General features: G+C 64.0%; 22 protein-coding genes. 5 read left to right on the top strand and 17 right to left on the bottom strand.

Annotation, left to right across the window (positions count from 1 at the left end):
• Nucleotides 1-8: 8 nt before the first annotated feature.
• Both RBH77_RS10275 and RBH77_RS10280 read left to right on the top strand, forming a co-directional pair.
• A complete protein-coding gene (locus RBH77_RS10275) occupies nt 9-1181 on the top strand; it encodes a Gfo/Idh/MocA family protein (RefSeq protein WP_311032040.1) in 1173 nt (390 codons plus the stop codon).
• Nucleotides 1178-1579 (top strand): ester cyclase, encoded by a 402-nt coding sequence (locus tag RBH77_RS10280; RefSeq protein WP_311032041.1) that lies wholly within the window; start codon nt 1178-1180, stop codon nt 1577-1579. The genes RBH77_RS10275 and RBH77_RS10280 overlap by 4 nt, the downstream gene beginning before the upstream one ends.
• An 18-nt stretch (nt 1580-1597) precedes the next feature.
• Here RBH77_RS10280 and fdxA read toward each other — a convergent pair whose 3' ends face one another.
• The 9 genes from fdxA to RBH77_RS10325 all read right to left on the bottom strand — a co-directional run bounded on the left by fdxA (nt 1598) and on the right by RBH77_RS10325 (nt 9683).
• Entirely contained in the window at nt 1598-1978 is a 381-nt protein-coding gene (gene fdxA / locus RBH77_RS10285; protein ID WP_311032042.1) for a ferredoxin, read from the bottom strand.
• A gap of 10 nt (nt 1979-1988) precedes the next feature.
• Nucleotides 1989-2765, bottom strand: coding sequence for an enoyl-CoA hydratase-related protein (locus RBH77_RS10290; RefSeq protein WP_311032043.1), 777 nt, complete (start codon nt 2763-2765; stop codon nt 1989-1991).
• Complete coding sequence (locus RBH77_RS10295; protein ID WP_311032044.1) at nt 2762-3967, bottom strand: CaiB/BaiF CoA transferase family protein; 1206 nt, start codon at nt 3965-3967, stop codon at nt 2762-2764. The genes RBH77_RS10290 and RBH77_RS10295 overlap by 4 nt, the downstream gene beginning before the upstream one ends.
• A gap of 55 nt (nt 3968-4022) precedes the next feature.
• On the bottom strand, nt 4023-5378 hold the full coding sequence (locus RBH77_RS10300; protein ID WP_311032045.1) for an FAD-dependent oxidoreductase: 1356 nt from the start codon (nt 5376-5378) through the stop codon (nt 4023-4025).
• Nucleotides 5379-5414: 36 nt separating this feature from the next.
• Complete coding sequence (locus tag RBH77_RS10305) at nt 5415-6257, bottom strand: ABC transporter permease (RefSeq protein ID WP_311032046.1); 843 nt, start codon at nt 6255-6257, stop codon at nt 5415-5417.
• Nucleotides 6257-7066: an ABC transporter ATP-binding protein gene (locus RBH77_RS10310; protein ID WP_311032047.1), complete on the bottom strand. Its 810-nt coding sequence runs from the start codon at nt 7064-7066 to the stop codon at nt 6257-6259. The genes RBH77_RS10305 and RBH77_RS10310 overlap by 1 nt, the downstream gene beginning before the upstream one ends.
• 11 nt (nt 7067-7077) lie before the next feature.
• Nucleotides 7078-8112: an ABC transporter substrate-binding protein gene (locus tag RBH77_RS10315; RefSeq protein WP_311032048.1), complete on the bottom strand. Its 1035-nt coding sequence runs from the start codon at nt 8110-8112 to the stop codon at nt 7078-7080.
• Between the two features lie 79 nt (nt 8113-8191).
• Nucleotides 8192-8638 carry a MaoC family dehydratase gene (locus RBH77_RS10320; protein WP_311032051.1) on the bottom strand — a complete coding sequence of 149 codons (447 nt, stop codon included), beginning with the start codon at nt 8636-8638 and terminating at the stop codon, nt 8192-8194.
• A 10-nt stretch (nt 8639-8648) separates the two neighbouring features.
• Nucleotides 8649-9683: an ABC transporter substrate-binding protein gene (locus RBH77_RS10325; protein ID WP_311032052.1), complete on the bottom strand. Its 1035-nt coding sequence runs from the start codon at nt 9681-9683 to the stop codon at nt 8649-8651.
• Nucleotides 9684-9866: 183 nt separating this feature from the next.
• On the opposite strand from RBH77_RS10325, the gene RBH77_RS10330 reads away from it, so the two are divergent.
• Nucleotides 9867-10856 (top strand): LysR family transcriptional regulator, encoded by a 990-nt coding sequence (locus tag RBH77_RS10330; RefSeq protein ID WP_311032053.1) that lies wholly within the window; start codon nt 9867-9869, stop codon nt 10854-10856.
• 87 nt (nt 10857-10943) lie between these two features.
• Here the strand turns inward: RBH77_RS10330 and fdhF are convergent, their stop codons facing one another.
• The 4 genes from fdhF to RBH77_RS10350 all read right to left on the bottom strand — a co-directional run bounded on the left by fdhF (nt 10944) and on the right by RBH77_RS10350 (nt 17170).
• The gene (fdhF, locus tag RBH77_RS10335; RefSeq protein ID WP_311032054.1) at nt 10944-13742 is read right to left on the bottom strand and encodes a formate dehydrogenase subunit alpha; all 2799 of its coding nucleotides are present in this window, start codon (nt 13740-13742) and stop codon (nt 10944-10946) included.
• 1 nt (nt 13743) lies between these two features.
• Entirely contained in the window at nt 13744-15417 is a 1674-nt protein-coding gene (locus RBH77_RS10340; RefSeq protein WP_311032056.1) for an NAD(P)H-dependent oxidoreductase subunit E, read from the bottom strand.
• Between the two features lie 220 nt (nt 15418-15637).
• Complete coding sequence (locus RBH77_RS10345; RefSeq protein WP_311032058.1) at nt 15638-15877, bottom strand: sulfurtransferase TusA family protein; 240 nt, start codon at nt 15875-15877, stop codon at nt 15638-15640.
• A gap of 36 nt (nt 15878-15913) precedes the next feature.
• Nucleotides 15914-17170: a molybdopterin molybdotransferase MoeA gene (locus RBH77_RS10350; protein WP_311032059.1), complete on the bottom strand. Its 1257-nt coding sequence runs from the start codon at nt 17168-17170 to the stop codon at nt 15914-15916.
• Nucleotides 17171-17335: 165 nt separating this feature from the next.
• Between RBH77_RS10350 and RBH77_RS10355 the strand changes: the two genes are divergently transcribed.
• Nucleotides 17336-18229 carry a formate dehydrogenase accessory sulfurtransferase FdhD gene (locus RBH77_RS10355; protein WP_311032060.1) on the top strand — a complete coding sequence of 298 codons (894 nt, stop codon included), beginning with the start codon at nt 17336-17338 and terminating at the stop codon, nt 18227-18229.
• Nucleotides 18219-18860, top strand: coding sequence for a molybdenum cofactor guanylyltransferase MobA (gene mobA / locus RBH77_RS10360; protein ID WP_311032061.1), 642 nt, complete (start codon nt 18219-18221; stop codon nt 18858-18860). Before RBH77_RS10355 ends, mobA begins: the two co-directional genes overlap by 11 nt.
• On the opposite strand, the gene RBH77_RS10365 is transcribed toward mobA, so the two are convergent.
• From RBH77_RS10365 to RBH77_RS10380, 4 genes are all read right to left on the bottom strand, one after another.
• Nucleotides 18845-20806 (bottom strand): molybdopterin biosynthesis protein, encoded by a 1962-nt coding sequence (locus tag RBH77_RS10365; protein ID WP_311032062.1) that lies wholly within the window; start codon nt 20804-20806, stop codon nt 18845-18847. The genes mobA and RBH77_RS10365 overlap by 16 nt on opposite strands.
• Before the next feature lie 26 nt (nt 20807-20832).
• Nucleotides 20833-21963 carry a molybdopterin-binding protein gene (locus RBH77_RS10370; protein WP_311032063.1) on the bottom strand — a complete coding sequence of 377 codons (1131 nt, stop codon included), beginning with the start codon at nt 21961-21963 and terminating at the stop codon, nt 20833-20835.
• A 151-nt stretch (nt 21964-22114) separates the two neighbouring features.
• Nucleotides 22115-22900, bottom strand: coding sequence for an ABC transporter substrate-binding protein (locus RBH77_RS10375; protein ID WP_311032498.1), 786 nt, complete (start codon nt 22898-22900; stop codon nt 22115-22117).
• A gap of 64 nt (nt 22901-22964) precedes the next feature.
• Nucleotides 22965-23687 carry an ATP-binding cassette domain-containing protein gene (locus RBH77_RS10380; RefSeq protein WP_311032499.1) on the bottom strand — a complete coding sequence of 241 codons (723 nt, stop codon included), beginning with the start codon at nt 23685-23687 and terminating at the stop codon, nt 22965-22967.

Below are 23687 nucleotides of genomic sequence, written 5' to 3' on the forward strand. Positions count from 1 at the left end.
AGGACGAGATGGCGATCGAAGGACGTAGTGAGAAGCAGGCAGGACCGATCCGGCTCGGCATGGTGGGTGGCGGGCAGGGCGCGTTCATCGGCGGCGTGCACCGCATCGCGGCGCGCATGGACGGCGAGTTCGAACTGGTGGCGGGTGCGCTATCGTCCGACCCGGCGCGTGCGAAGGCTTCGGCCGCCGAGCTAGGGCTCGATCCGGAGCGCAGCTACGGCTCCTTTGCCGAGATGGCGAAAGCCGAGGCGAAGCGTCCCGACGGCATCGAGGCCGTGGCGATCGTGACGCCCAACAACATGCACTACCCGCCGGCGAAAGCGTTCCTCGATGCCGGCATCCACGTCATTTGCGACAAGCCGCTGACCTCTAATCTCGCCGATGCGAAGAAGCTTGCGGGGCTGGTCAAAAAGACCGGCAAAATCTTCGTGTTGACGCACAATTACACCGGCTACCCGATGGTGCGGCAGGCGCGCGAGATGGTGGCGAAGGGCGTGCTCGGCGATATCCGTGTCGTGCAGGCGGAATATCCGCAGGACTGGTTGACCGAGAAGATCGAGGACAGCGGCGCCAAGCAGGCGGTCTGGCGCACCGATCCGAAGCAGTCTGGCGCCGGCGGCGCAGTCGGCGACATCGGTACGCACGCCTATAACCTTGCCCGCTTCGTCACCGGGCTGGAGCTTCAGGCGCTCGCCGCCGACCTCACCTCCTTCGTGAAAGGCCGGCCGCTCGACGACAATGTCAGCGTGCTCCTGCGTTTCAAGAGCGGCGCCAAGGGCATGCTGTGGGCGAGCCAGGTCGCGCCAGGCAACGAGAACGGGCTGAAGCTACGCGTCTACGGCACCAAGGGCGGGCTGGAATGGACGCAGGCCGACCCGAACTATCTCTGGTACACGCCTTTCGGTGAGCCGAAGCGGCTGATCACGCGTGGTGGGGCAGGCGCCGGTGGCGCGGCCGGCCGAGTGACGCGCATCCCGCCTGGCCATCCGGAAGGCTATCTGGAAGGCTTCGCCAATATCTATGCGGAAGCGGCCCGGGCCATCCGCGCAGCGCGGCGAAAGGGCGGCAAGGTGCCGAAGGATGTCGTCTTCCCCACCGTCGAGGATGGTGTCGAGGGCGTTGCCTTCATCGAGGCCTGCGTAAAGTCGTCGAAGAAGAACGGCGCCTGGACGAAGCTTTGACGGGTAAGATCGACCTTGCCGATGCCTACCGGGCCTACATCGCCTGTCTGAACGCAAAGGACTGGCCGAACCTTGGACGGTTCGTTCATGAAGACGCGCGGCATAACGGCCGCCAAATCGGCCTGTCCGGCTATCGCAGGATGCTGGAGCAGGATTTTCTCCAGATTCCCGATCTCCGCTTCAATATCGAGTTGTTGATCGCCGATCCGCCCTGCGTCGCAGCTCGGCTGGCTTTTCATTGCACGCCGAGGGAAATGTTCCTCGGTCTTCCCGTGAACGGGCGGAAAGTGTCCTTCGCCGAGAACGTGTTCTACAGGTTCAGGGAGAACAGGATCGAGGAAGTGTGGTCGGTCATCGACAAGGCGGCGATCGAAACCCAGCTTTGGAGCTCCGCTTAAGCAGTTGCGCCGCCGTCGCTACCCGCCCGTCACTCGCCCGCCATGAGCTTCCTGTGAATGATCATGCGTAATCAATTCCTTTTCCTGGCTCGCGACTTCGGGGTGGTCCTTATCTGACCGATATTCGGCCGAAGCACCCCCCGGCGCACCCCAGCCGGTCACATCAGGGCCGAAAAATTCCGCGTTGATGGCCTGAAATCGTCGCTCGTGTTCGGGCAGGTCGTCCTCCGACCAGATCGCGTCGACCGGACAGACCGAAAGGCACAGCCCGCAGGAGATGCACTCCTCCGGCTGGATGTACATCATCCGGCCGCCCTCATAGATGCATTCGACCGGGCAGACGTCCTGACAGGCGCCGTCCTTAACGTCGATGCAGGTCGAGGCGATGACGTAGACCATGGTCCGGCCCTCAGAGCCCCTTCCAGTTCGGGGCGCGTTTCTCGCGGAAGGCGACGACGCCCTCGTTCTGGTCCTCGGACTTCAGAGCCTCGACCAGTTCGGGGAGCCTCAGCATCTGCGCCTCCTTGGCGCTCAGCCCTTCGCCGGCACGGACCATCGCCTTCACCGCGCGCACCGAAAGCGGAGCGCAGGCGAGAATGTCCTTCACCCAGCGGTCCACCGCCTCATCCAGGCTGTCCGGAGCCACCACTTCGTTGACAAGCCCGAGAAGGAAGGCCTCTTCCGCGCCTACGCGTCTCCCGGTCAGGAGCATGCCCATCGCCTGGACATGAGGGATGCGGCGGGCGAGCAGCGCGATGCCTCCATCGAGCGCGAGACGACCGACACGCGGCTCCGGCAGGCCGAAGGTCGCTTTTTCCGAAGCGATGACGATGTCGCAGCCGAGCACCATTTCCATGCCGCCGCCAAGCGCATGGCCGTTTACGCGAGCGATGACAGGGACGTTCAGCGTATCGCGCAACGCGATGCCGCCGAAGCCGCCGGGGCGGGGAGCGGCCCAGTATTCCAGGCCGCTCATGCCCGAGCCACCCTTCATGTCGGCGCCTGTGCAGAAGGCCCGTTCTCCGGCCCCCGTCAGAACCACGACGCGGATGTCGCGGTTTTTCTCGATTGCCTCCCAGATGCGGATGAGTTCGGTCTGTGTCGCAAGGTCGACAGCGTTGAGCACGTCGGGCCGGTCGATCGTGACGCGCGCGACATGATCCTCGACGGAAAAGAGAACGCTCATGCGGCTTCTCCGCGCCGCTCGCCAGCGAGCGCGCCGCTCTCGACCAGGCGGTCGATCTCACCGGCTGAATAGCCTGCTTCTTCCAGGATGGCGCGGCCATCGCCGCCCAGTTCGGGCGGAGTATGCCGCACCTGGAAGGCGGTCGGGTCCATCGTCAGCGGCGAGCCCAGGAGCGGGATGCCGCCGTCGAGTTCGATGATCGAGCCGTTGACCTTGGTCTGCCCATGGTCGAGGGCTTGCGGCAAGGTAAGCACCGGGGCGCAGAGCAAGTCCTGCTCTTCCAGCCGGCCCAGCCAGTATTCGGTCGTATTGGTGGCGAAGCGCTCGCGGAACAGCTTCTGCAGTTCCGGTTTGTGGGCCACCTTGTCGGCAAAGCTGGCGAAGCGGGCCTCCAGCGACAGGTCAGGCAGGTCGAGCGCCTTGCAGATGTCCTGCAGCGGGTTCGCCTTGAAGGCGCCGACCAGCACGATGGCGCCATCGGTCGTTTCGAAGACGCCGGTCAGCGGGAAGGCGCCCCAGTTCAGGTCCTTCTTGCGCTGCAGCCACATGGCCGCTTCCTGGATCTGCATGGCGAGCATGCTCTCGAAAAGCGAAACGGAAACCGACTGGCCGCGGCCGGTCTTCTCCCGCTGCATCAACGCCAGCAGGATCGCCTGCACCAGGTGCATGCCCGCGGTGTAGTCGCAGAGCGCAGTTGGATAGAGCGAGGTCGGCAAGCTCGGGTCGGCCTTGCGCAGCATCACGCCGGAAAGTGCCTGGGCGAGCAGGTCCTGCCCGCCCTTGTGCGACAGCGGTCCCTTGGGGCCGAAGCCCGAGCCGAAGGCGGAAATGATGCGCGGATTGATCTCGGACAATTTCTCGTGGCCGAAGCCCATGCGCTCCATGACGCCGGCGCGGAAATTGTTGATCACGACGTCGGCGGTCTTCACCAGTTCGTAGATCACCGCCTTGGCGTCGTCCTTGCGCATGTCCAGCGCGATCGAGCGCTTGTTGCGGTTCAGGCTGCGGAAGACGGGATTGTTCTGGCCGTCGGGATCGTCGGCGATGGAATTGCGGGAAAGGTCGCCGGCGCCCGGCCGCTCGACCTTGATGACGTCGGCACCATAGTCGGCAAGGACCTGCGTGCAGCAGGGACCGAGCATCACTTGCGTGAAGTCTATGACCTTGATGCCCGAGAGCGGCTGCATATCGGAGGATGACATTTTGCGTTCCTGTTCTTTCAAAACTTTTTCATCGCGCCTGGGCTTCGCGATCCCGTCACTCCGCCGCGGCCATCTCGATCGTCGCGTTGGCCGATGGCCGGTCGCCCGGATCGGCGCCCTGGGCGCGCAGCACATCCTGCACCTTGCGCACGTCGACCTTGTCGACGGTGACGCCGGCCTGGAGGGACAGCGCGGCGGCGACGCCGGTCGCCTCGCCCATCGCCATGCAGGGCGGGATCTCGCGCGAGATGCGCTGCGCGGCAGCGGTGGACGAATAGTGCCGGCCGGCGACGAGAAGCTGCGAGACACCCTTGGGCAGCAGTGTGCGGTAGGGATAATAGTAGTCGCGGCCGCGTGCCACGCTGTCGGCAAAGTGCCGGCGCGCCGTCACGTCTTCCTTGGTCATCACATACTCGCCCTCGAGCAGGCGCGACTGGCGCACCCCGATCTGCGGCGCGACGTCGACGACGAAGGCATTCTTGAAGCCCGGCATCTTGGCGCGGATGAAGGAGACCAGTTCAGCGATGCGCTCGCGGCCCTTGAAGTCGGCATTGGTAAGGTGCTCGACGGAGAGCCCGTCGAAGCCGGCCATGTGCGGGCAATTGCACCAGACGATGCCGGGTAGCGGAGTCTTCAGCCACCAGCGCTCCCAGGAGCCGCCCATGATACGCTTCGCCTCCCGGTCGAGCACGGCGAAGGCTTCCGGCTCTTCATACTCGAAGCGCTCCGCTTCATCGGTGTCGATGCCGCCGAGGCGGAAGACGGTCGTGACGATGAAGGAACCCAGCGTGTGCGGGGAACCGGCGGCAGCGGCCACGTCGAGATCACCCGTCGCGTCGATCACGACTTTGCCGAGCACGGCCTGCCTGCCGCTCTTGGTTTCGCAGATGACGCCTTTGATCGTGCCGTCCTCGACAATGGGCTTGGAAAACCAGGAGTGCGCCCTCAGCGTTACTCCGGATTCGGCCACCATTTCGTTGGCCGCTCGCTTGAAGCCGTCCGGATCGAAGGCGGAAGCGTAGCAGACCGGCTGCGGTTTCTGGTGCGAATGGAAATTGTAGCAGCCCCACCGCGCCCATTGGCGGAACTTGGCGTTATCCGAGATCCAGTCGCTCTCTGGCGGCGTGACGCACAGCCCGAGCTTTGTCATGCGGTCGATGATCTCGCCGCACAGGCCGCGCACGGTTACTTCCGGCCCGTCGCACATGTCGTCGAGCACCAGCACCATGCCGCCGGAGGCGAGGCCGCCCAGATAGGGGTAGCGTTCGAGAAGCGTCACCGAAAGCCCGTTGCGGGCGCCGGCCACCGCCGCCGAGATGCCGGCCGGTCCGCCGCCGACGACGACGAGATCGGAACTGGCGACGACGGGGACCTGGCCTGCCGGCTCAGTCACGAAATTGGGGGTTGTCATGGAAATGACCTCCGTAAGATCTTGATCGAGTTGAGTTCAGACTGCCTCGGCGACATTCCACTTGAGGCTCATGCGCTCCGCCCAGGAAATGAGACCGAAGAAGAAGGCGGAGAAGCAGGAACCGACCACGATGGTGGCGTAGAGAAGCGGCGAGTCGAAATTGTAGGTCGCCTGGATGATAAGCGCCCCGATGCCGGTGGTGGAGCCGATCCACTCGCCGACGATGGCGCCGATCACCGAGGTGGCGGCGGCGATCTTCAGGGCCGAGAACAGGTAGGGCAGCGAGTTCTTGAACCTCAGCTTGAAGAAAATCTCCGTCGGCGAGGCCGACAGGATGCGCATCAGTTCCATGTGCTGCGGGTTCACGTTCCTGAGGCCGCGCGTCATGTTGACCAGCGTCGGGAAGAAACAGATCATCGCGGCGATGGCGATCTTCGCGGACATGCCGTTGCCGAGGAGCAGGACGAGGATCGGCGCATAGGCCATGACCGGGATGGTGTGGACCATCACCGCGACGGGAAAGAAGGCTTCCTCCACAGTGCGCTGGTAGACGAAGCTCGTCGCGATCAGGACCGCCGCGATGTTGCCGATGAGGAAGCCGGAAATCGCCTCGATCGCGGTTGGACCGAGATTCGACATCAACAGCCCGAATTTCTGCACGAGCATCATCGCGACCGCGCTAGGCGCTGGTGCAATGAAGGGCCGGATCCCGAAAATGTGGACCGAGGCCTCCCAGATCACGAGAATGCCGACCGTCGCGATGACCGGCAGCAGCCGGCGACGCCAGGCGAGGTAGCGGCGGGTTGCGTCGAAGTGGGCTTGCGCGTCGTCGTCGAAGGTCTTGGACACGGGCGCGGCTTCAATGGCGGAGGCGGACATCAGCAGGTCTCCAGCACACGGCGCAGATGCGCGGCAAGTTCGATGAATTGGAGGCTTTCGCGTTGTTCGATGCGGCGCGGGTTCGGAAGCGGAACGGGGACCGTTTCGCGGACACGGCCCGGACGGGCGGCGAGCAGCAGGACTTTCTGGCCGAGGAAGGCCGCCTCGTAGATGGAATGCGTTACGAAGAGGATCGTCGTACCGGTTTCCTCCCAGATGCTCAGGAGTTCCTCATTCAGCCGGTCGCGCGTGATCTCGTCGAGCGCGCCGAACGGCTCGTCCATGAGCAGCAGCTTGGGATCGTTGACCAACGCGCGGGCGATCGAAACGCGCTGGCGCATACCGCCCGACAATTCATGGGGGAGGGCCTTTTCCCAGCCGGCCAGCCCGACCAGTTCCAGAAGTTCCGCGGGCGTGCGGCGGCTGGGACGGCTGTTCTTGCCGCCGACCTCGAGCGGAAGGGAGACGTTTTCGAGCGCCGTGCGCCAGGGCAAGAGCGCCGCGTCCTGGAAGACGAAGCCGATGTCGCGGCGGGCGCGGGCGGCGGAGGCGTCGCCGCCCAATATCCTGACGCTGCCGGAAGTCGGCTGGATCAGGTCCGAGACGACCCTCAGCAGCGTGGACTTGCCGCAGCCCGACGGTCCAAGAAGCGTCAGGAAGCCACCATTCGGCACGGTGAGATCGATGTTCTCGAGCGCGGTTACCGTACCGCGCTCGGTGGTGAAACGCACGGTGACGCGCGAGAGCTCGACGGCCGCCGCCGTGGCGGCCGATTTACGGTCGGTTTGCTCCAGGACGGCGGCTTCCATCGGGATCCTCCTCAGCCGATCTTCGGTCGCGAATCTTTGGTCATGTCGAGGATAGCCGTCGACACCACGCTCTCCAGTTTGGGTGTGCCGGCGGAGAACTGGCCGAGGTCGGCATAGGTCTTGATCTGCTCCTGCCAGACGGCCGTGTCGAAGCTGCCCCAGCCATGTTCCTTGGTGCGCTCGGTGAACTCGTAAGACAGCATGACGGGTGCGCCCGCCAATTCGTCCTTCTTGATCAGGTTCGGATATTCCTGGACGAGGAGATCGACGGCCTTTTCAGGATTGTCCTTGCAATAGGCCCAGCCCTTGCCGGCGGCGCGCAGGAAGGCAGCGAGCAGTTCCGCCTTGTTCTTCAACGTGTCCTGCGTGGCGTAGTAGGGCAGGCCGTAGAGCTGGATGCCCTCGTCCCACAGCCTCATCGTCACGTAGTCCGGCCCCAGCATCTTGAGCTGGGTGATGCTCGTCGCCCAGCCGGTGAAGGCGTCCACCTGGCCGGTGACGAGCGGCGTAAAGTCGGAGCCGACAATAACCTTCTCGACCTTGTCTTCGGGAATGTTGTGCTTCTTCAGAAGCGCGGTCAGCAGGATCTGGCCGGTCGCCTGGATGCCGATCTTCTTGCCGATCATGTCTTTTGGCGTCCTGATCGGGTTCTTGGCGAGCGAGAAGAATGCGTAGGGGTGCTTCTGGGCACCGATCGCGAAGCAAGTCACAGGAATATGCTGCGACGCCGCCAGCATGAGGGACGGGCTGGAGGAGACCTGCCCGACCTCGTAGCGGCCGGAGGCCACGATCGCAACGCCGTCGATGCTCGGCCCGCCGGGCTGGATGGCGAAGTCGATCTTCTCTTCCTCGAAATAGCCGAGACGCTTGGCGGCGACCTCGCCGATCTGGTTGCCGCCGGTGATCCAGCCGAGCTGCATATTGACCGGCTGCGTGCCACCGGCGGCCATGCCGCGACTTGTGACGATCGTCGGCAGGGCGAGCGCGCCAGCCAATCCGGCGCCCGCTTTCAGCATGTTGCGCCGTGAAATCCGTGTAATGTTCATTCTAAACCTCCCATGTCTTGTACTTGAAAGCCGGGGTTCCCTTTCCGGCTGCATCCGTCCGGCAAAGCCGGCCCGGAATTCATACCCAGCGTATAAGAACGTGATCCGCCGACATCACGCTCTCCCCACGTTGATTGACCACATTCATGGTCTCGATAATTCGCCTCACGCCCTTCCGCTTCGGGTCCATCTCACAACTGGTCACCTCCACGTCGACACTGATTGTATCCCCGATAAAAACCGGCTTGCGATAGCGGACGCGGTCGTAACCGTAGGAGATCCTCAATCCCTTCGAGAGGTCGGTATCGAATTTCAGCCCCATCGCGATCGAGAGCGTCAGCGTCCCATGCGCGATCCGCTGTCCATAGGGCGTCTTGCTGGCGGCTTCGGCGTCAAGATGCGCCGGGAACAGGTCGCCCGTCTGCCCCGCGTGGAAGATGATGTCGGCCTCGGAGATGGTGCGGCCGCGCGTCTTGTAGGAATATCCCACCCGATCGCATTCCGGCCTGATCTCTTCCTGTGTCATTTTCTTCCCATCAACCGATTTTGGCACGAACGTCCTTGGTCGCGGCCAGGATGCTCTCGTCGATGACGTTGTCGACCTTCGGAGCGCCGGCCGAGAATTGTCCGAGCCCGTCATAGAGCGCGATCTGGTCTTCCCACAGGTCGCGGCGGAAATGTCCCCATCCGTATTCCTTCGTGTCGGCATTGAAGGTGACGGAGACGGCCACTGCAGCGGCGTCGGTTTCCCCGGCGAGATCGAGGTTGGGTAATTCCTTCACCAGCAATCCAGCCGCCTTGGCGGAGTCTTCACGGGCAAGCGCCCAGCCACGGGAAGAGGCCTTCATGAACTTGGCGTAGAGCTCAGGATCTTCCTTCAGCCGGTCGGCCTGTGCGTAGTAGTTGTTGGCGTAGAGCTTGATGCCGACATCCCACAGGCGCATCCTGACGGCGTCGGGACCGAGAATCTTGAGGTTGGTCGTATTGGTCTGCCAGGCCGTAATCACGTCCACCTGGCCGGTGAGCAGCGGAGTGAGCTCCGATCCCGTGATCTGGACCTTCACCTGGTCTTCCGGAATGCCATGTTTCTTTAAGAGAGCCGTGACCAGGATCTTCGTCGTCTGCGGAATGCCGACGCGCTTGCCGATCAGGTCCTTGGGCTCGCGGACCGGGGCCTTGGGCAGCGAATAGAAGGCGAAGGGGTGTTCCTGGAAGCCGACGCCGAAACAGCGGATCGGAATGTGTTGGGAGGCGGCGAGCATGATGGAGGGGCTCGACGGCATCACGCCCATCTCGTACTGGCCCGATGCGACCATGGCGAGGCCATCGATGTTGGGCCCGCCGGGCTGCAGCTTGAAATCGATGCCTTCTTCCTCGAAATAGCCCATCTGCTTGGCCACGATCTCGCCAAGCTGATTGCCGTTGGCAAGCCAGCCGAGCTGCATATTCAGGGTCTTGGTACCTTTGGCGGCAAAGACGCGTCCGGAAAGTATCGTCGGCATGGCCAGCGCGCCGGCCACCGCGGCACCTGCCTTGAGCACGCCGCGGCGCGAGAGCCCGTTTCGATCCATTCAACTCCTCCTGTTGCGGGTGGGAACCTGGCTCCGGTCCCGCATCTCCTCCGATACTCCACCGACCGCTGCGTACCACGGCACGCAGCCGGGCGCGGGCGGCATCAGTCATGAAGTCAAGCCACTTTAGAGGTAGCCAGGTGCTGTCAGGAAGCATAAAGATTCGACAGAGGTGCTGCCAAAATGGCATCACCGTATGCGGAGTGTCTCGCCATGCATGCCGCCATCCTCCGCTACATCGACCAAGTTGCCCGCATGGGCTCGATCCGCCGTGCCGCAAGCGCACTCAACGTGGCGTCATCGGCGGTCAATCGGCAAATCCTCAAGCTCGAAGCGGATTTCGGCACGCCGCTTTTCGAACGGGTTGGCAACGGCGTGCGCCCAACGGCAGCCGGCGAATTCGTCATCCGCCATGCGCGCGATACGCTGGCGAAGTGGCAGAGTACCTGCCTGGAGGTTTCGGCGCTTTCGGGCGACGTCCAGGGCGAGGTGCGGGTCGTTACTATTCCCTCGCCGATCGTGCGGCTTTTGCCTCGGGCCGTCGGGAAGACCACCCGCCAGCATCCGCACATCTCCTATCGCATCATCGACGCCAGCCCCAACGAGCACGCCGAGGAGATGCGCGCTGGACGGCCCGATATCGCCGTTCTCTTTATCGACCGGCGTTATCGCGGTTATCAGGTTGCGGCGCGCATTCGCATGCGGCTTGGCGCCATTATGCGGCCCGAGCATCCGCTGGCGAAGCGCTCGGAACTGACGCTGACCGAATGCGCGTCCTATCCGGTGGTGATGCTCAATGATCCCTGGATCCTGAACGCCACGGCGGAAGCCGAGTTCACCCATTCGGGCGCGCAGTTCAAGGCGTTGGTCGTCACCAATTCGCTCGCCATGACCAAGGAGAGCATACATGCCGGACTGGGCGTCGGCTTCTTCACGCCGCTGGGCTTCGTTGATGAACTGAAGGCCGGCACTCTCGTCCATGTACCGCTCGCGGAACCTGATCTTTCCGCGAGCGAGATCGGGCTCCTGATCCATCGCGACCGCCAGTCCTATCCGGCGGTGCGGGCGCTCAGCGCCAATCTGGTCGCCGAATTCGCCAACATGGAGCAGGACCTCGGAACGTTACCGCAATACGGCGACGGCAATTCGTTCAAAGCCGCCCGTTCGGGATGACATCGACCTTTGGCTCCCATTCGCCGTCAGTAGCAACCCATCGAGCCTCGTTCGAAATGGCGGCATCCCCGTGACAAGGATGCAATTCTATTCAGCAGCCTCGATGTGTCTGGAAAGCGGTGCCACGCGCGCTGCGCAATATTTGAACTCCGGGATCTTGCCGTAGGGGTCGAGCATCGGATTGGTGAGCCTGTTTGCAGGGCTCTCGTTGAAGCAGAAGGGCATGAATATCATGCCGTCAGCGACTTCCCTGTCGGCGCGCAGGATGGCTTCGGTCGTACCGCGCCTGGTTTCAACTTCGATCAGGTCGCCGATCCGAAGGCCCTGCCGTTCGATCTCGTAAGGGTTCATCGCAGCGATGCCCTGCGGCTCGATGGCGTTGAGTACGCCCGCGCGCCTTGTCATGGCGCCCGTATGCCAGTGTTCGAGCATACGCCCGGTGGTGAGCACCAGCGGATATTGCTCGTCCGGCACTTCGGCCGGCGGCAGGAGATCCGTCGGCACGATGCGGCCACGCCCGTCGGATGTCGGGAAGCCGGAGGTAAAGACGATCTCGTTTCCCGGTACATCCGGACCGTCTGCCGGATAGATGACCGAATCCTCGCGTTCGATGCGCTCCCACGAGATGTGGTCGAGCGACGGCATGACCTTCGTCATCTCGGTGTAAACATCCGAAACATGGGCGTAGTTCCAGTCGAGCCCCAGCCGCCGGGCGAGATCGATGATGATGTCGAGATCCTGACGCGCCTCGCCCGGCAGGTCGAGCGCCGGCCGGCCGATCTGCACCTGCCGGTTGGTGTTCGTATAGGTGCCGAGCTTCTCGGCATGTGCCGAAGCCGGCAGCACCACGTCCGCATGCCAGGCGGTTTCGGTCATGAAAATATCCTGCACCACCAGATGGTCGAGCTTGGCGAGCGCGGCGCGGGCGTGGGTCTGATCGGGATCCGACATCGCCGGATTCTCGCCCATGATGTACATGCCCTTGATCTCGTCCGCATGGATAGCGTCGATGATTTCGACCACGGTCAGGCCGCGCTTCGGGTCCAGCGTCTGGCCCCAGAAATTCTCGTACTGGCTGCGGATGTCGATATTCTCCACCGATTTGTAGTCGGCATAGTACATCGGGATCAGGCCGACATCGGAAGCGCCCTGGACGTTGTTCTGGCCACGCAGGGGATGGAGGCCGGTGCCCGGCCTCCCGACATGACCGGTGATCAGCGCCAGCGCGATCAGGCAGCGCGAATTGTCGGTGCCATGGGTATGCTGGGAAACACCCATGCCCCAGAAAATCATCGAGCGCTCGGACTTGGCGTAGATGCGCGCCACATCGCGCAGCACCGAGGCCTCGATGCCGCACACCTCCGACATCGCCTCCGGCGAGAAGTCCTTGACCTTGTTCTTCAACGCCTCGAAGCCGGTCACGTTGGCCTGGATGTACTGCTCGTCGTAGAGCTTTTCCTCCACGATGACGTGCAGGAGCGCGTTGAGCATAGCCACGTCGCTGCCCGGCTTGAACTGCAGCGAATAGGTGGCATGGCGCATGATATCCTGGCGGCGCGGATCCATGACGATCAGTTTCAGGCCGCGCTTGACCGCCTGCTTGAAATAAGTCGCCGCGACCGGATGGTTGGTGGTTGGGCGGGCGCCGATGATGATGGCGCATTCGGCCTTCGTGACATCCATGAAGGGCGCTGAAACCGCGCCCGAACCGACGCCCTCCATGAGAGCGGCGACGGAAGAGGCGTGGCAGAGGCGCGTGCAATGGTCGACATTGTTGGTGCCGAACCCCTGGCGCACCAGCTTCTGGAACAGGTAGGCTTCTTCGTTGGAGCCCTTTGCCGAACCGAAACCCGCCAGCGCGGAGCCGCCATTTTCCTTGAGGATCTTCTTGAGGCCACCGGCGGCGCGTTCCATCGCCTCCTCCCAGGTCGCCTCGCGGAACACGGTCAGCGGATCGACGCCGCGCAGATCGATGTCGCCGGCTTTCGGAGCGTCGTCGCGACGGATCAACGGCCTGGTCAGGCGCTCCGGCGACATCGCATAATCGAAGCCGAAACGGCCCTTGACGCAGAGGCGGTTCTCGTTGGACGGGCCGTCGCGGCCGTCCACCTGGACGATCCTGTTGTCCTTGACGGCGACTTTCGTCTGGCAGCCGACGCCGCAGAAGGGGCAGACGCTGTCGACGATCTTGTCGAACTCCTGAATGGCGCGCCTCTTGCCGGCCGGGTCCATCAGCGTCTTTTCATAAAGCGCGCCGGTCGGGCAGGCCTGCACGCACTCGCCGCAGGTCACGCAGGTCGACAGCCCCATCGGGTCGTGGATGTCGAAGACCGGAATGGTGTGGTCGGAGCGCTCGGCCATGCCGATGACGTCGTTGACCTGGACCTCGCGGCAGGCGCGCACGCATGCCCCACAGGCGATACAGGCGTCGAGATTGACCGCGATCGCCGGATTGGAGATGTCGAACTCCGGCTCGGGATGGTGCGCGCCGGCGAACTTCGACCGGTAGCGCTCGCTGCCCGAAATCCCCATCGACGAGGCCCATTGCCAGAATGCCGACTGGTTGTCGGGGCCTTCCTCGGCCGGCCGCATGTTGCTCGCCAAAAGCTCGAACACCATGGCGCGCGACTTTTCGGCGCGCTCGGTGTCGGTCTTGACGACCATGCCTTTCGTCGGCTTGCGGATGCAGGAGGCGGCAAGCACGCGCTCGCCCTCGATATCGACCATGCAGGCGCGGCAATTGCCGTCCGGACGATAGCCGGGCAGATCGACATGGCACAGGTGCGGGATGTCGGTGCCTTCGCGCTTCGCCACTTCCCAGATGGTTTCACCTTCGGCCGCCGTGACCGTCTTTCCGTCCAGGGTGAATTCGATCATATCCGCCATATCAGAGATCCTCGCGGAAATAGGTCAGCAAATGATTGACCGGATTGGGCGCGGCCTGGCCGAGACCGCAGATGGAAGCGTCGCGCATCACCTGTTCGAGGTCGCGCAGCCCCGTTTCGTCGAGCGCGCCGTCTTTGTGCAGCAATTGGACCATCTTGCCGGTGCCCTCGCGGCACGGCGTGCACTGGCCGCAGCTCTCGTGTTTGAAGAATTTCAGGAGGTTGACGGTCGCAGCCTTGGCGCTGTCTTGGTCCGAGAAGATCACGATCGCATGCGAGCCGACGAATGCGCCGAGCTTGGCCAGTTCACCGCCGAAATCGAGCGGGACGTCGCCCATCGACGCCGGCAGGATGCCGCCCGATGCACCGCCCGGCAAATAGGCCTTGAAGGTGTGGCCGTCCTGCATGCCGCCGCAATGTTCCTCGATCAACTCGCGCACGGTGATGCCGGCCGGCGCCAGCTTGACACCGGGGTTCTTCACCCGTCCTGACACCGACCAAGAACGGATGCCGGGATGGCCGGGCTTGCCGAGCGCGGCAAACCATGCCGCGCCCTTCTCAACGATATCGCGAACCCACCAAAGCGTCTCGACATTGTGATTGAGCGTCGGGCGGCCGAACAGGCCGAGTTCGGCGATATAGGGCGGCCGGTGGCGCGGCAGGCCGCGCTTGCCCTCGATCGATTCCAGCATCGCGCTTTCCTCGCCGCATATATAGGCGCCGGCTCCGCGCCGCAATTCGATGAAACCGGGCGCGGCGATGCCGGCCGCTTCAAGTGCCGCGATCTCCGTGCGCAGGATATGAAGCACCGCCGGGTATTCGTCGCGCATGTAGAAATAGATGCGCTCTGCCTCCACCGCATGGGCCGCGATCAGCGCCCCTTCCAGCGTGCGGTGCGGGTCGCGCTCCAGATAGATGCGGTCCTTGAACGTACCCGGCTCGCCCTCGTCGCCGTTTACCGACATCAGCCGCGGTCCGGGATAGGAGCGGACGATCTCCCATTTCTTGCCGGCGGGGAAGCCCGCGCCGCCGAGCCCGCGCAGGCCGGCATCCTGCATGGTCTTGATCAGCGCTTCGACCGGCACCTCGCCGGCGCGCACCTTGCCCAGCAGTTCATAGCCGCCTTCGGCCCGGTAGGCGGCAAAGCCGATATAATCCGGAACGACGATCTCGGTCTCACCCTTCCTTGCCATCTCCAACAGTCCATCGACCGTGGCGTGGCCGACTTCACGGTCGCCAATTCGTGCGGCCGGCGCGTCCGCGCATCGGCCCATGCAAGGCGCACGAACCACCCTTACCGAGGCCGGATCGGCTCCCTTCTGCAATGCCCCGACCAGCGTCTCCGCTCCTGCGAGCATGCAGCTTACGGAATCGCAGACGCGGATCGTCAAGGCGGGAGGTGGTGTCTCCCCTTCCTTCACCACGTCGAAATGGTCGTAGAACGAAGCGACCTCATAGACCTCCGCCTGCGACAGTCTCATCTCATGTGCGAGCGCACGCAAATGCGCGGCCGACAGATGCCCATACGCATCCTGGATCAGGTGCAGGAATTCGATCAGCAGATCACGGCGGCGCGCGCGCGAGCCCAGCAACGCCTGAACCTCGCGGAGCGCGGCATCATCGAGCCCGCGACCTTTCGGTCCGCGATCCCGTGGTCGCCGTTCATGCATCGTCATGTCGTTTCTCCCCGGCCGCCCTGATCGAAAGGTGCTTCCAGCCACCAATCATGTTGCCGCCATGTTCGCTACAGGTTGCAGCATCCGTCCGGCAAATTCCACCCCCGACTTTCCTCCAAATCCCCCGACTTTCCTCCAAATCAATGGGCTGTCGAGGCCGTCCAAACGCGACAAACGCTGGCGGAAACGACAAATCGCGTCCATTTCAGGAGGAATGACGCTAGGCAGCCGGCCCCATCGCTTTCTCGATCACGAAGACGATATGATTGCCGTCCCGTTCCGTCGCCTCGAGGCGATCGCCCGTTTCATTGATCAGATTGGGAATATCGATGGCTGCCAGCGGGTCGGTGCAGCGAACCTCGAGGCGATCGCCCGGGCCGATACTCTTCAGCGCCTTGCGGGTCTTCAGCGCCGGCAGGGGACATTTCAGCCCCGTCAGATCAAGCTGCGTCATTGCCATGGTTGGCGCATAGAATGGCCGTCGGCGAGGAACTCGTCAATTGAGGTCCGAATAAGACAGGAACCGGACAGTCTCGCCCGGTTCTACCCGCGTGACCTTCTCGCCGAGTTCGACGAGGCCGTCTGTCTCCACGAGAGAAGACAGCAGACCTGCTCCTTCGCGCGGAAATTTAACCGCCTCATATGAACCGTCTCCAACCGTGCGCAGGCTGACCCGCACATATTCGCGCCGCCCTTCCTTCTTTCGATACGAGAAGGCCGCCCGCACGGGCCTGGCGATGAGCGGCTCCAGCCGCGCCCCGGCCAATGTTAGGATGGCGGCGCGCGCTACATGGGCAAAAGTGACAAAGCTCGCCACCGGGTTTCCGGGGAGGCCGATGAAGGCGGTTCCCCGGACTACTCCCATAGCGACCGGCCGGCCGGGCTTGATGGCTACGCGCCAGAAGACCAGCGTGCCGATGCTCTCGACAGCGGCCTTGACATAGTCGGCCTCGCCGGTCGAGACGCCGCCCGACGTCAGGATCAGATCATGCGCCGCGGCGGCGTCAGCCAATTTCCCCGCGATCAGGCCGCCGTCATCGGCCAGAATGCCGAGGTCCGTGATGTCGCAGCCCAACCGGGCAAGCATGGCCGTCAGCATGAAACGGTTGGAATCGAAGAGCTGCGCCGGCCCCCGAATGCTTCCCGGCGCAACGATCTCGTCCCCTGTCGAGAAGATCGCGACCCGTATCCTTCGCCTGACCTCCACCTCCGTCATGCCGAGCGCCGCGGCAAGCGCGACGTCCTGCGGGCGCATACGGTGGCCGGCTGGCAGGGCCACCTTGCCCTCTGCGATATCCTCGCCCTTCGGCCGTACATTCGCCCCTCTTTTCAGGCCGGGAGGGAGAACGACCCTGCCGGAATCGTCGAGGCGCACATCCTCCTGCATGAACACCGTGTCGGCGCCATCGGGCATGGGGGCACCCGTAAAGATGCGCATGGCCTCGCCAGACAAGATGGATTGCCCCGGCGACATGCCGGCCTGGATCCTGCCGCTGACGGGAAAGGCGATCTCAGCCGTTTCAGGCAGGTCCTCGCCGCGCAAGGCATAGCCGTCGACTGCGGAATTGGTGAAGGGCGGAAGCGGGAGCAGTGCCACCATATCCTTCGCCAGGACGCGCCCATCGGCAAGCGCCAGCGGAATCGCCTCGCTCTCCTCGACGGCGCTGAGCCGCGAGGCGATGAGAGCGGCGACCTCGTCGACCGGCTGCATCGGTCCGCCGAAAACGAAACAATCGTCCGAGAGTTGCGCCATTGTCTCTACAGTCTCTCCGGGTCTGTCGAACCGGGTCGGCGCCAAGCGCTCGTGAAGCCGGCGGCACTTTTTGTCGACTAGCCCTCGTTTGAACAGTCTATAAGAGTGAGGTCAAGTTGAGCGACACCTTCTTGCGGCCGCCGATTGCGATTTGAAGAGACAGCCATGCACCAGACGAAACGCCGACCGGACCTCGCGGTCATCATGCCGGATCCTGAGGACCCTCGCCTGACCGAGAAAGTCGCAGGCGTCGATCATACGGGCGCGGCGGTGGAGGTTCGCGTGCCGGTGGAGCGTGCCCTCACGCTCTATCTCAATGCACAGGAGATCGTCACCATGATGACGATCAGCGATTATCCCGAATATCTGGCCCTCGGCTACCTTCTCAACCAGAACATGCTGAAACCGGACGATGTGGTGACGGGGGTCGAATATGACGACGATCTGCGGGTCGTCGTCGTGCGCACCGAACGCAACACCAATTACGAACACAAGCTGAGGAAGCGGACGCAAACCTCGGGCTGCGCGCAGGGCACCGCCTTCGGCGACCTGCTGGAGGCAATCGAGGATATCAGCCTCCCCCGCTCGGAGTTGCGCACCTCGTGGCTCTACGAACTGACCCGCAAGATCAACACCACGCCCTCGCTCTATCTCGAGGCGGGCGCGATCCATGGCTGCGTGCTTTGCAGGGAAGGGACGCCGGTCTGCTACATGGAGGATGTCGGGCGTCACAACGCAGTCGACAAGATCGCCGGCTGGATGTACCGCCACGGCGTCGATGCGGCCGACAAGATCCTCTACACGACCGGGCGGCTGACCTCGGAAATGACCATCAAGACCGTCCGCATGGGCATACCGATCCTCGTCTCGCGCTCGGGCTTCACCGCCTGGGGCGTGGCGCTGGCCCGGCAGGTCGGCCTGACGCTGGTCGGCCGCGCGCGCGGCAAACGCTTCGTCGCGCTATCAGGGCAAGAACGCATCGTCTTCGACCAGGATCTCGCCTCGGTCGAGGAGGAAGCGCCCCGCCACAGGCGCAAAGGAGCCGAAAATGCCGACTGACAAGGCCATGACCATCGGCGTCGTGCTGGCCGGGGGGCTGGCGCGGCGCATGGGCGGCGGCGACAAGCCAATGCGCCGGATCGGCGGCCGCACGATCCTTGACCACGTCATCGAGCGGTTGAATCCGCAATGCGAGGGACTTTTGCTGAATGCCAATGGCGATCCCGCACGCTTCGCGCGATTTACTCTTCCCGTCATTCCGGACACGGTCGGGGACTATCCCGGCCCACTTGCCGGCGTGCTCGCCGGGCTCGACTGGACAGCAGCGAACAGGCACGGTGCGGAATGGGTCGTTTCAGTCGCCGGCGATTGCCCGTTCCTGCCGCGCGACCTTGTCGCCCGCCTGCACAGAGCGCGGGCGGCAGAGGATGCGCAACTGGCGGTGGCCGCCTCCGGCGAGCGGACCCATCCGGTGATCGGGCTTTGGGGCGTCGGCCTTCGGGAGGAATTACGCCACGCGCTGGTAGGGGAGGGACTGCGCAAGATCGATCGGTGGACAGCCCGTTATCGGCTCGCCACCGTGTCCTGGCCGACCGAACCCGTCGATCCATTCTTCAACGCCAATACGGTGGACGACCTTGCCGAGGCCGAACGGCTCGCCAGCCTCGTTGCTGATCAGGGAGCCGACTGAGCCGGTCGGGCAAAGCCTGCTTGCGCGAGTGCGGCGTGGGTCTCGGACGAGGCAAGCGCGGCAAGGAAAGCCTGCACCGCGGGCCTGCCGGCACGTGATGAGACCAATGCAAAGTCGTAGTGCTCTCCCGCCAGCGGAATGAAGCCCAGCCCGGCCGCCCGCGCAACCGGCTGGATGGTGACGCCCCAATCGGCGCGCTTCTGTGCAACGGCAGCGGCCACTGCATTGTGCGAGCGCGGTTGGTTCCAGTATCCGCCTGGCCGGGCGGAACCCAGTAATCGGTCGATCAGTATGCGCGTCCCTGCGCCCTGGTTGCGGTTGACCATCATGCAATCTGGATCGTCAAGCGCGGCTTTTATGGCGTCCTCGGCTGCAAGGCCCTCGAAACGCTCGTCATCCGGCCGGAAGACGATGCCCTGCATGCGCCGCCAGCCCTCCACGAGTTCCATACCCTCCATCAGGAACGGCACATTGTAGCTGCCCGTCTTCGGGTCGAAGAGATGGATCGGCGCGAGATCGCATTCGCCACGGCTGGCGGCGGCCAGTCCGCCAAGGCTGCCGACTGCGAGCGAACGCACCGACAATCCGCTCCGGAAGAGTTCCCCCAGCACCAGATCGAGACCGGTGCAGTTGCTGCCGATGATGACGAGATCAGGAACGCGGACATGCGGCGTGAACAGTGTTACCGGCACCTCGCTGCCGGCCGGCATGTTGTCGGCCAGAGCCTCGATGCGGATGAAGCCGTCCGCCTGGGTGAAGGAGGTGATCGCACCCGAGCCCTTTCCGGTCGGGTAAGCCGCCAGCCCTTCCCGACCCTCGACCAGCGACACCATCACGAATTCGGTGCGGCCAAGTTCGGAAGCGATGCGGAACGGAATTCTTGCCGTGACCTCCGCGTCCATGCGCGGCGGCAGGCCCGCCATGCGTCGCAGGACGGGTACGATCATGTCGTGGAAGGTGAACATGGCCGAGGTCGGGAAGCCCGGCAGGATGACCACCGGTTTGCCGTCGCAAACCGCGAGGCAAAGCGGTTTTCCGGGTTTCAGCGCGACCCCGTGAGCGACGATGCCCGGCTCGCCGAGGCGGCCGATGATGCGATGGCTGACATCGCCGGCGCCTTTCGAGGTGCCGCCCGACAGGATCAGCATGTCATGATTTGCCAGCGCCGCGCGCATGGCGGCTTCCAGCGCTGCCTCGTCGTCCGGAAAAGCGCCCAGAAACGCCGCGTCGCCACCATTTTCGTTAACCGCCGCGCTGACGATCGCGCCGTTGGCATCATAGATCGCGGCCGGCCGCAACGGCTCGCCCGGCTGGATGAGTTCATCGCCCGTAGACATTACGGCGACGCGGAGCTTGCGCGCCACCTTTACACTGGCAATGCCGCAGGCGGCGAGCATGCCGATCTCGCGCGAACCGATCACCGTTCCGGCTCGTAGCAGGATCTCGCCGCGGGCTATGTCGGAACCGGCATAGGAAACGAACTGGCCAGGGGAGGCGCTTCGCCGAATCTCGATGACGTCACCATCCACGGGGTGGGTATGTTCCACCATGACGATGGCGTCCGCGCCCCGAGGGACCGGCCCGCCCGTCGCAATGGAAGTTGCGGTGCCCGCAAGTACGGAAAGTTGCGGGGCGACGCCGCAGGCGATGATCTCCCCGGTCAGGGCGAGCCGGACAGGCTGCGCTTCCGAGGCACGGGCGATATCGGCGGCGCGCACGGCAAAGCCGTCGACGTTCGAGCGGTCGAAGGGCGGCACGTCGATCGGTGCCGTCACGTCTTCCGCAAGCGCCAGGCCGAGCGCATCGGCCGGTGCCCGTTCCTCAGCCGGGACAGCACGCGGGAATAGAACCGCCTCGAAACGGGCCAGTGCCTCCTCGCGCGGCAGCACTTCCAGGAATTGTTCCTGATCGGCATCCTTGCGGGCGGGAAATGCGGGACTGGTCATATCGGCAGGTCCTGACCCTCGCTGGCTCATCTGGAATCGCGGAATGGAAGGGCGGCCACGGGCGTGCCGGAAGCATATCCTTCACTACCGCCCGGAACGATAAGCCACGCATCCGCCGACTGCATCGCTTGCAGCGAAAGGCTTCCTACCGCAAGCGGTATCCAGGCGCCCTGTCCCTGCTTCAACAGGGCAATCTCGGCAATCCCGACCGTGGAAGCGATTTTGCGCCGCAGCGGCAGGGAGATGTCTTGCCGGGCGGACCTGCCGGATAATCGGTCGAGGACCGGCTTAACCAGCGCAAGGAATGCCGCGAATGCCTGATCCGGCATGCCGGGTAGGGCAACGACCGGCATCTTGCCGAGCCGGCCGATCGCCGCGGTCCGGCCAGGTTGGAGTGCGATATTGTGCGCCGTCAGCGCACGCCTTGCAGCAAGCGCTTCGGTCGTTGCGTCGGTACGGCCCGCACCCGTCCCCCCGACGAGGACGATCATATCCGAAGCTCGACTATCGAGTGCCTCCGCGATGGAGCCCGGGTCGCGCGCGACTTTCTCGATAGCGCTCACCGCTGCGCCGGAGGCTTTTGCGCTGGCAGTGATGAAATGCGCGGTGAAATCATCGCCATTTGTCGCGGTCACGTCGATCAGATGCAGGCGCGGTGTCCGCACCGCGATTTCTTCGATATGTGCGCTGCGCGCCAGCAGAAGATCGGCGGCCGTGACACGCCGACCCGCCGTCGCGATCGGATACCCTGCTTCGGCGTCCTCGCCCATGCGGCGGATGCCATGTCCGGGCACGGATTCCGTCAGCGCCTGGGCGATCGGACCACTGCAGTCGACGAGGCCGGCATCGACAACGCAGTCGCAGCCTTCCGGCATGGTATCGCCCGTTTCCACCCAGGCGGGGGCATTCGCGAGCGGCATCGGCGCATAGGCCGACGCCCCGACAAGGTCGAGCGCGCGAAACGCCCAGCCGTCGACGATCGCCGTGTCGGCGGCAGGCAGGGCATGCACGAGAGGCGGCATCCCGGCGGCAATATGTCCGAGCGCCGCCTCAAGCGGCAGGAAGCTCGGGGCGACCGGCTCCAGGCCGTCGAGCAACATGGCGACAGCCGCTTCGAGGCTGGTCAGCGCGCCGATCGGAAGAAGCGTTCTCATCATGCGCGATATGGGGTGGATCAGAACCGCTTTGCAACCGCCTTCAGGAACGCGAGAGTATTTCCACTTTCCTCTCAATCGCGGAAACGCTCTATCGTTCTATTTTCACGCGATTCCAGACGGAAAATCGGTTCCCGTTTCTCCTGGAATTGCTCTACGGCTTCGCGTCTGGAAAGAAGAGCTGCTTACCGCCGATCTTGTATTCGCTGATTATCTTCTGGCCTTCCGGCGAGATCAGGAAGTCGATGAAAGCCTGGCCGAGATCGACCTTGACGTTCGGATGCTTCTTCGGATTGACCAGCATCACGCCATACTGGTTGAACAGCCTCTTGTCGCCCTCAACCTCGATCTGGAGGTCGCCCCGGTTCTTGAAGGAAATCCAGGTGCCGCGGTCGGAGAGCACATAGGCATCCATGGCCGCGGCGGTGTTGAGCGCGGCGCCCATGCCTTGTCCGATCGCGCGATACCAGCTTCCCTTCGCGGCATCGATGTCGATACCGGCTGCCTTCCAGAGGCGCAGTTCGGCCGAATAGGTGCCGGAGCGGTCGCCGCGCGAGACGAAAGGCGCTTTCTTGTCCTTGATCGCGACGAAGGCCGCCGCGATATCCTTGGTGCCGGCAATACCGGCGGGGTCGCTCTTCGGCCCGATCAGGACGAAGTCATTATACATGACGTCGAACCGCTTCACGCCGTATCCTTCCTCGAGGAATTTCAGCTCCTGCGCCTTGGCATGGACGAAGACTACGTCCGCGTCCCCACGGCGCCCCGTGTCGAGGGCTTGGCCGGTGCCCTGCGCGATCACCTTCACAGCGATGCCGGTCTTTTTCTTGAATATGGGAAGCAAATAGTCGAACAGGCCCGAATCCTGCGTCGAGGTCGTCGAGGCGACGACAATCGATTTGTCCTGCGCGATGGCGGGAATGCCGCTAACGGCGAACATGGCGAAAGCGGCAATCGCGGCAAACAGCCGGCGGTTCAGCATATGAAATTCCTTTCCTTTCAAATCAGAGAACGAGGTCACCGCGAATGAAGGCGGCGGCTTCGGGAGTGGAGGGCCGATCGAAGAAGTCTTCGGCGGGCGCCTGTTCGCAGACGCGGCCCCGGACCATGAAAACCACTTCGCCCGCGAGCCGGCGCACCTGTCCCAGATCGTGCGAGGCCATGACGATCTTCGTGCCCGACTGCGCGGCCATGCGGACGATTTCCTCGACGTGAAGGGTCGCTGCGGGGTCGAGGCTGGCGGTGGGCTCGTCGAGCAGCAGGATTTCCGGCTGCCGCGCCAGAGCGCGGGCGAGGGCGACACGCTGCTGTTCGCCGCCGGACAAGCGCCGTGCCGGGCGGGCGGCGAGATCGGCAAGGCCGACGCGATCGAGCAGTTCGTGCGCGCGTGCGGCGCGAAGATGCCGAGGATACCCGACCTGCGCCAGGACATAGGTGATATTGGCGGCGGCAGAGCGGCGCAGCATGACTGGCTTCTGGAAAAGGATGGCGCGCCGCCCCTGACCAGCATCGGTGCGCCCGCCCCAGCTCACGCGCCCCTCCGATGGCCTGACAAGCTGCATGCAGAGCCGCAGCAGCGTCGTCTTGCCTGAGCCGTTGGGTCCGACGACAAGCGTCGGCGCGCCGGGCGCGATCGTCAGATTCAGCCGATCGAGCACCGTGGTCGAGCCAACGTGCAGCGAGACGCCGTCGAGCACAAGTGGCAGATCGCTCGGTGTGGCCCGCAT

Origin of the sequence: Mesorhizobium koreense (genome assembly GCF_031656215.1) — a bacterium.
In the GTDB taxonomy this organism is placed as follows: domain Bacteria; phylum Pseudomonadota; class Alphaproteobacteria; order Rhizobiales; family Rhizobiaceae; genus Mesorhizobium_L; species Mesorhizobium_L koreense.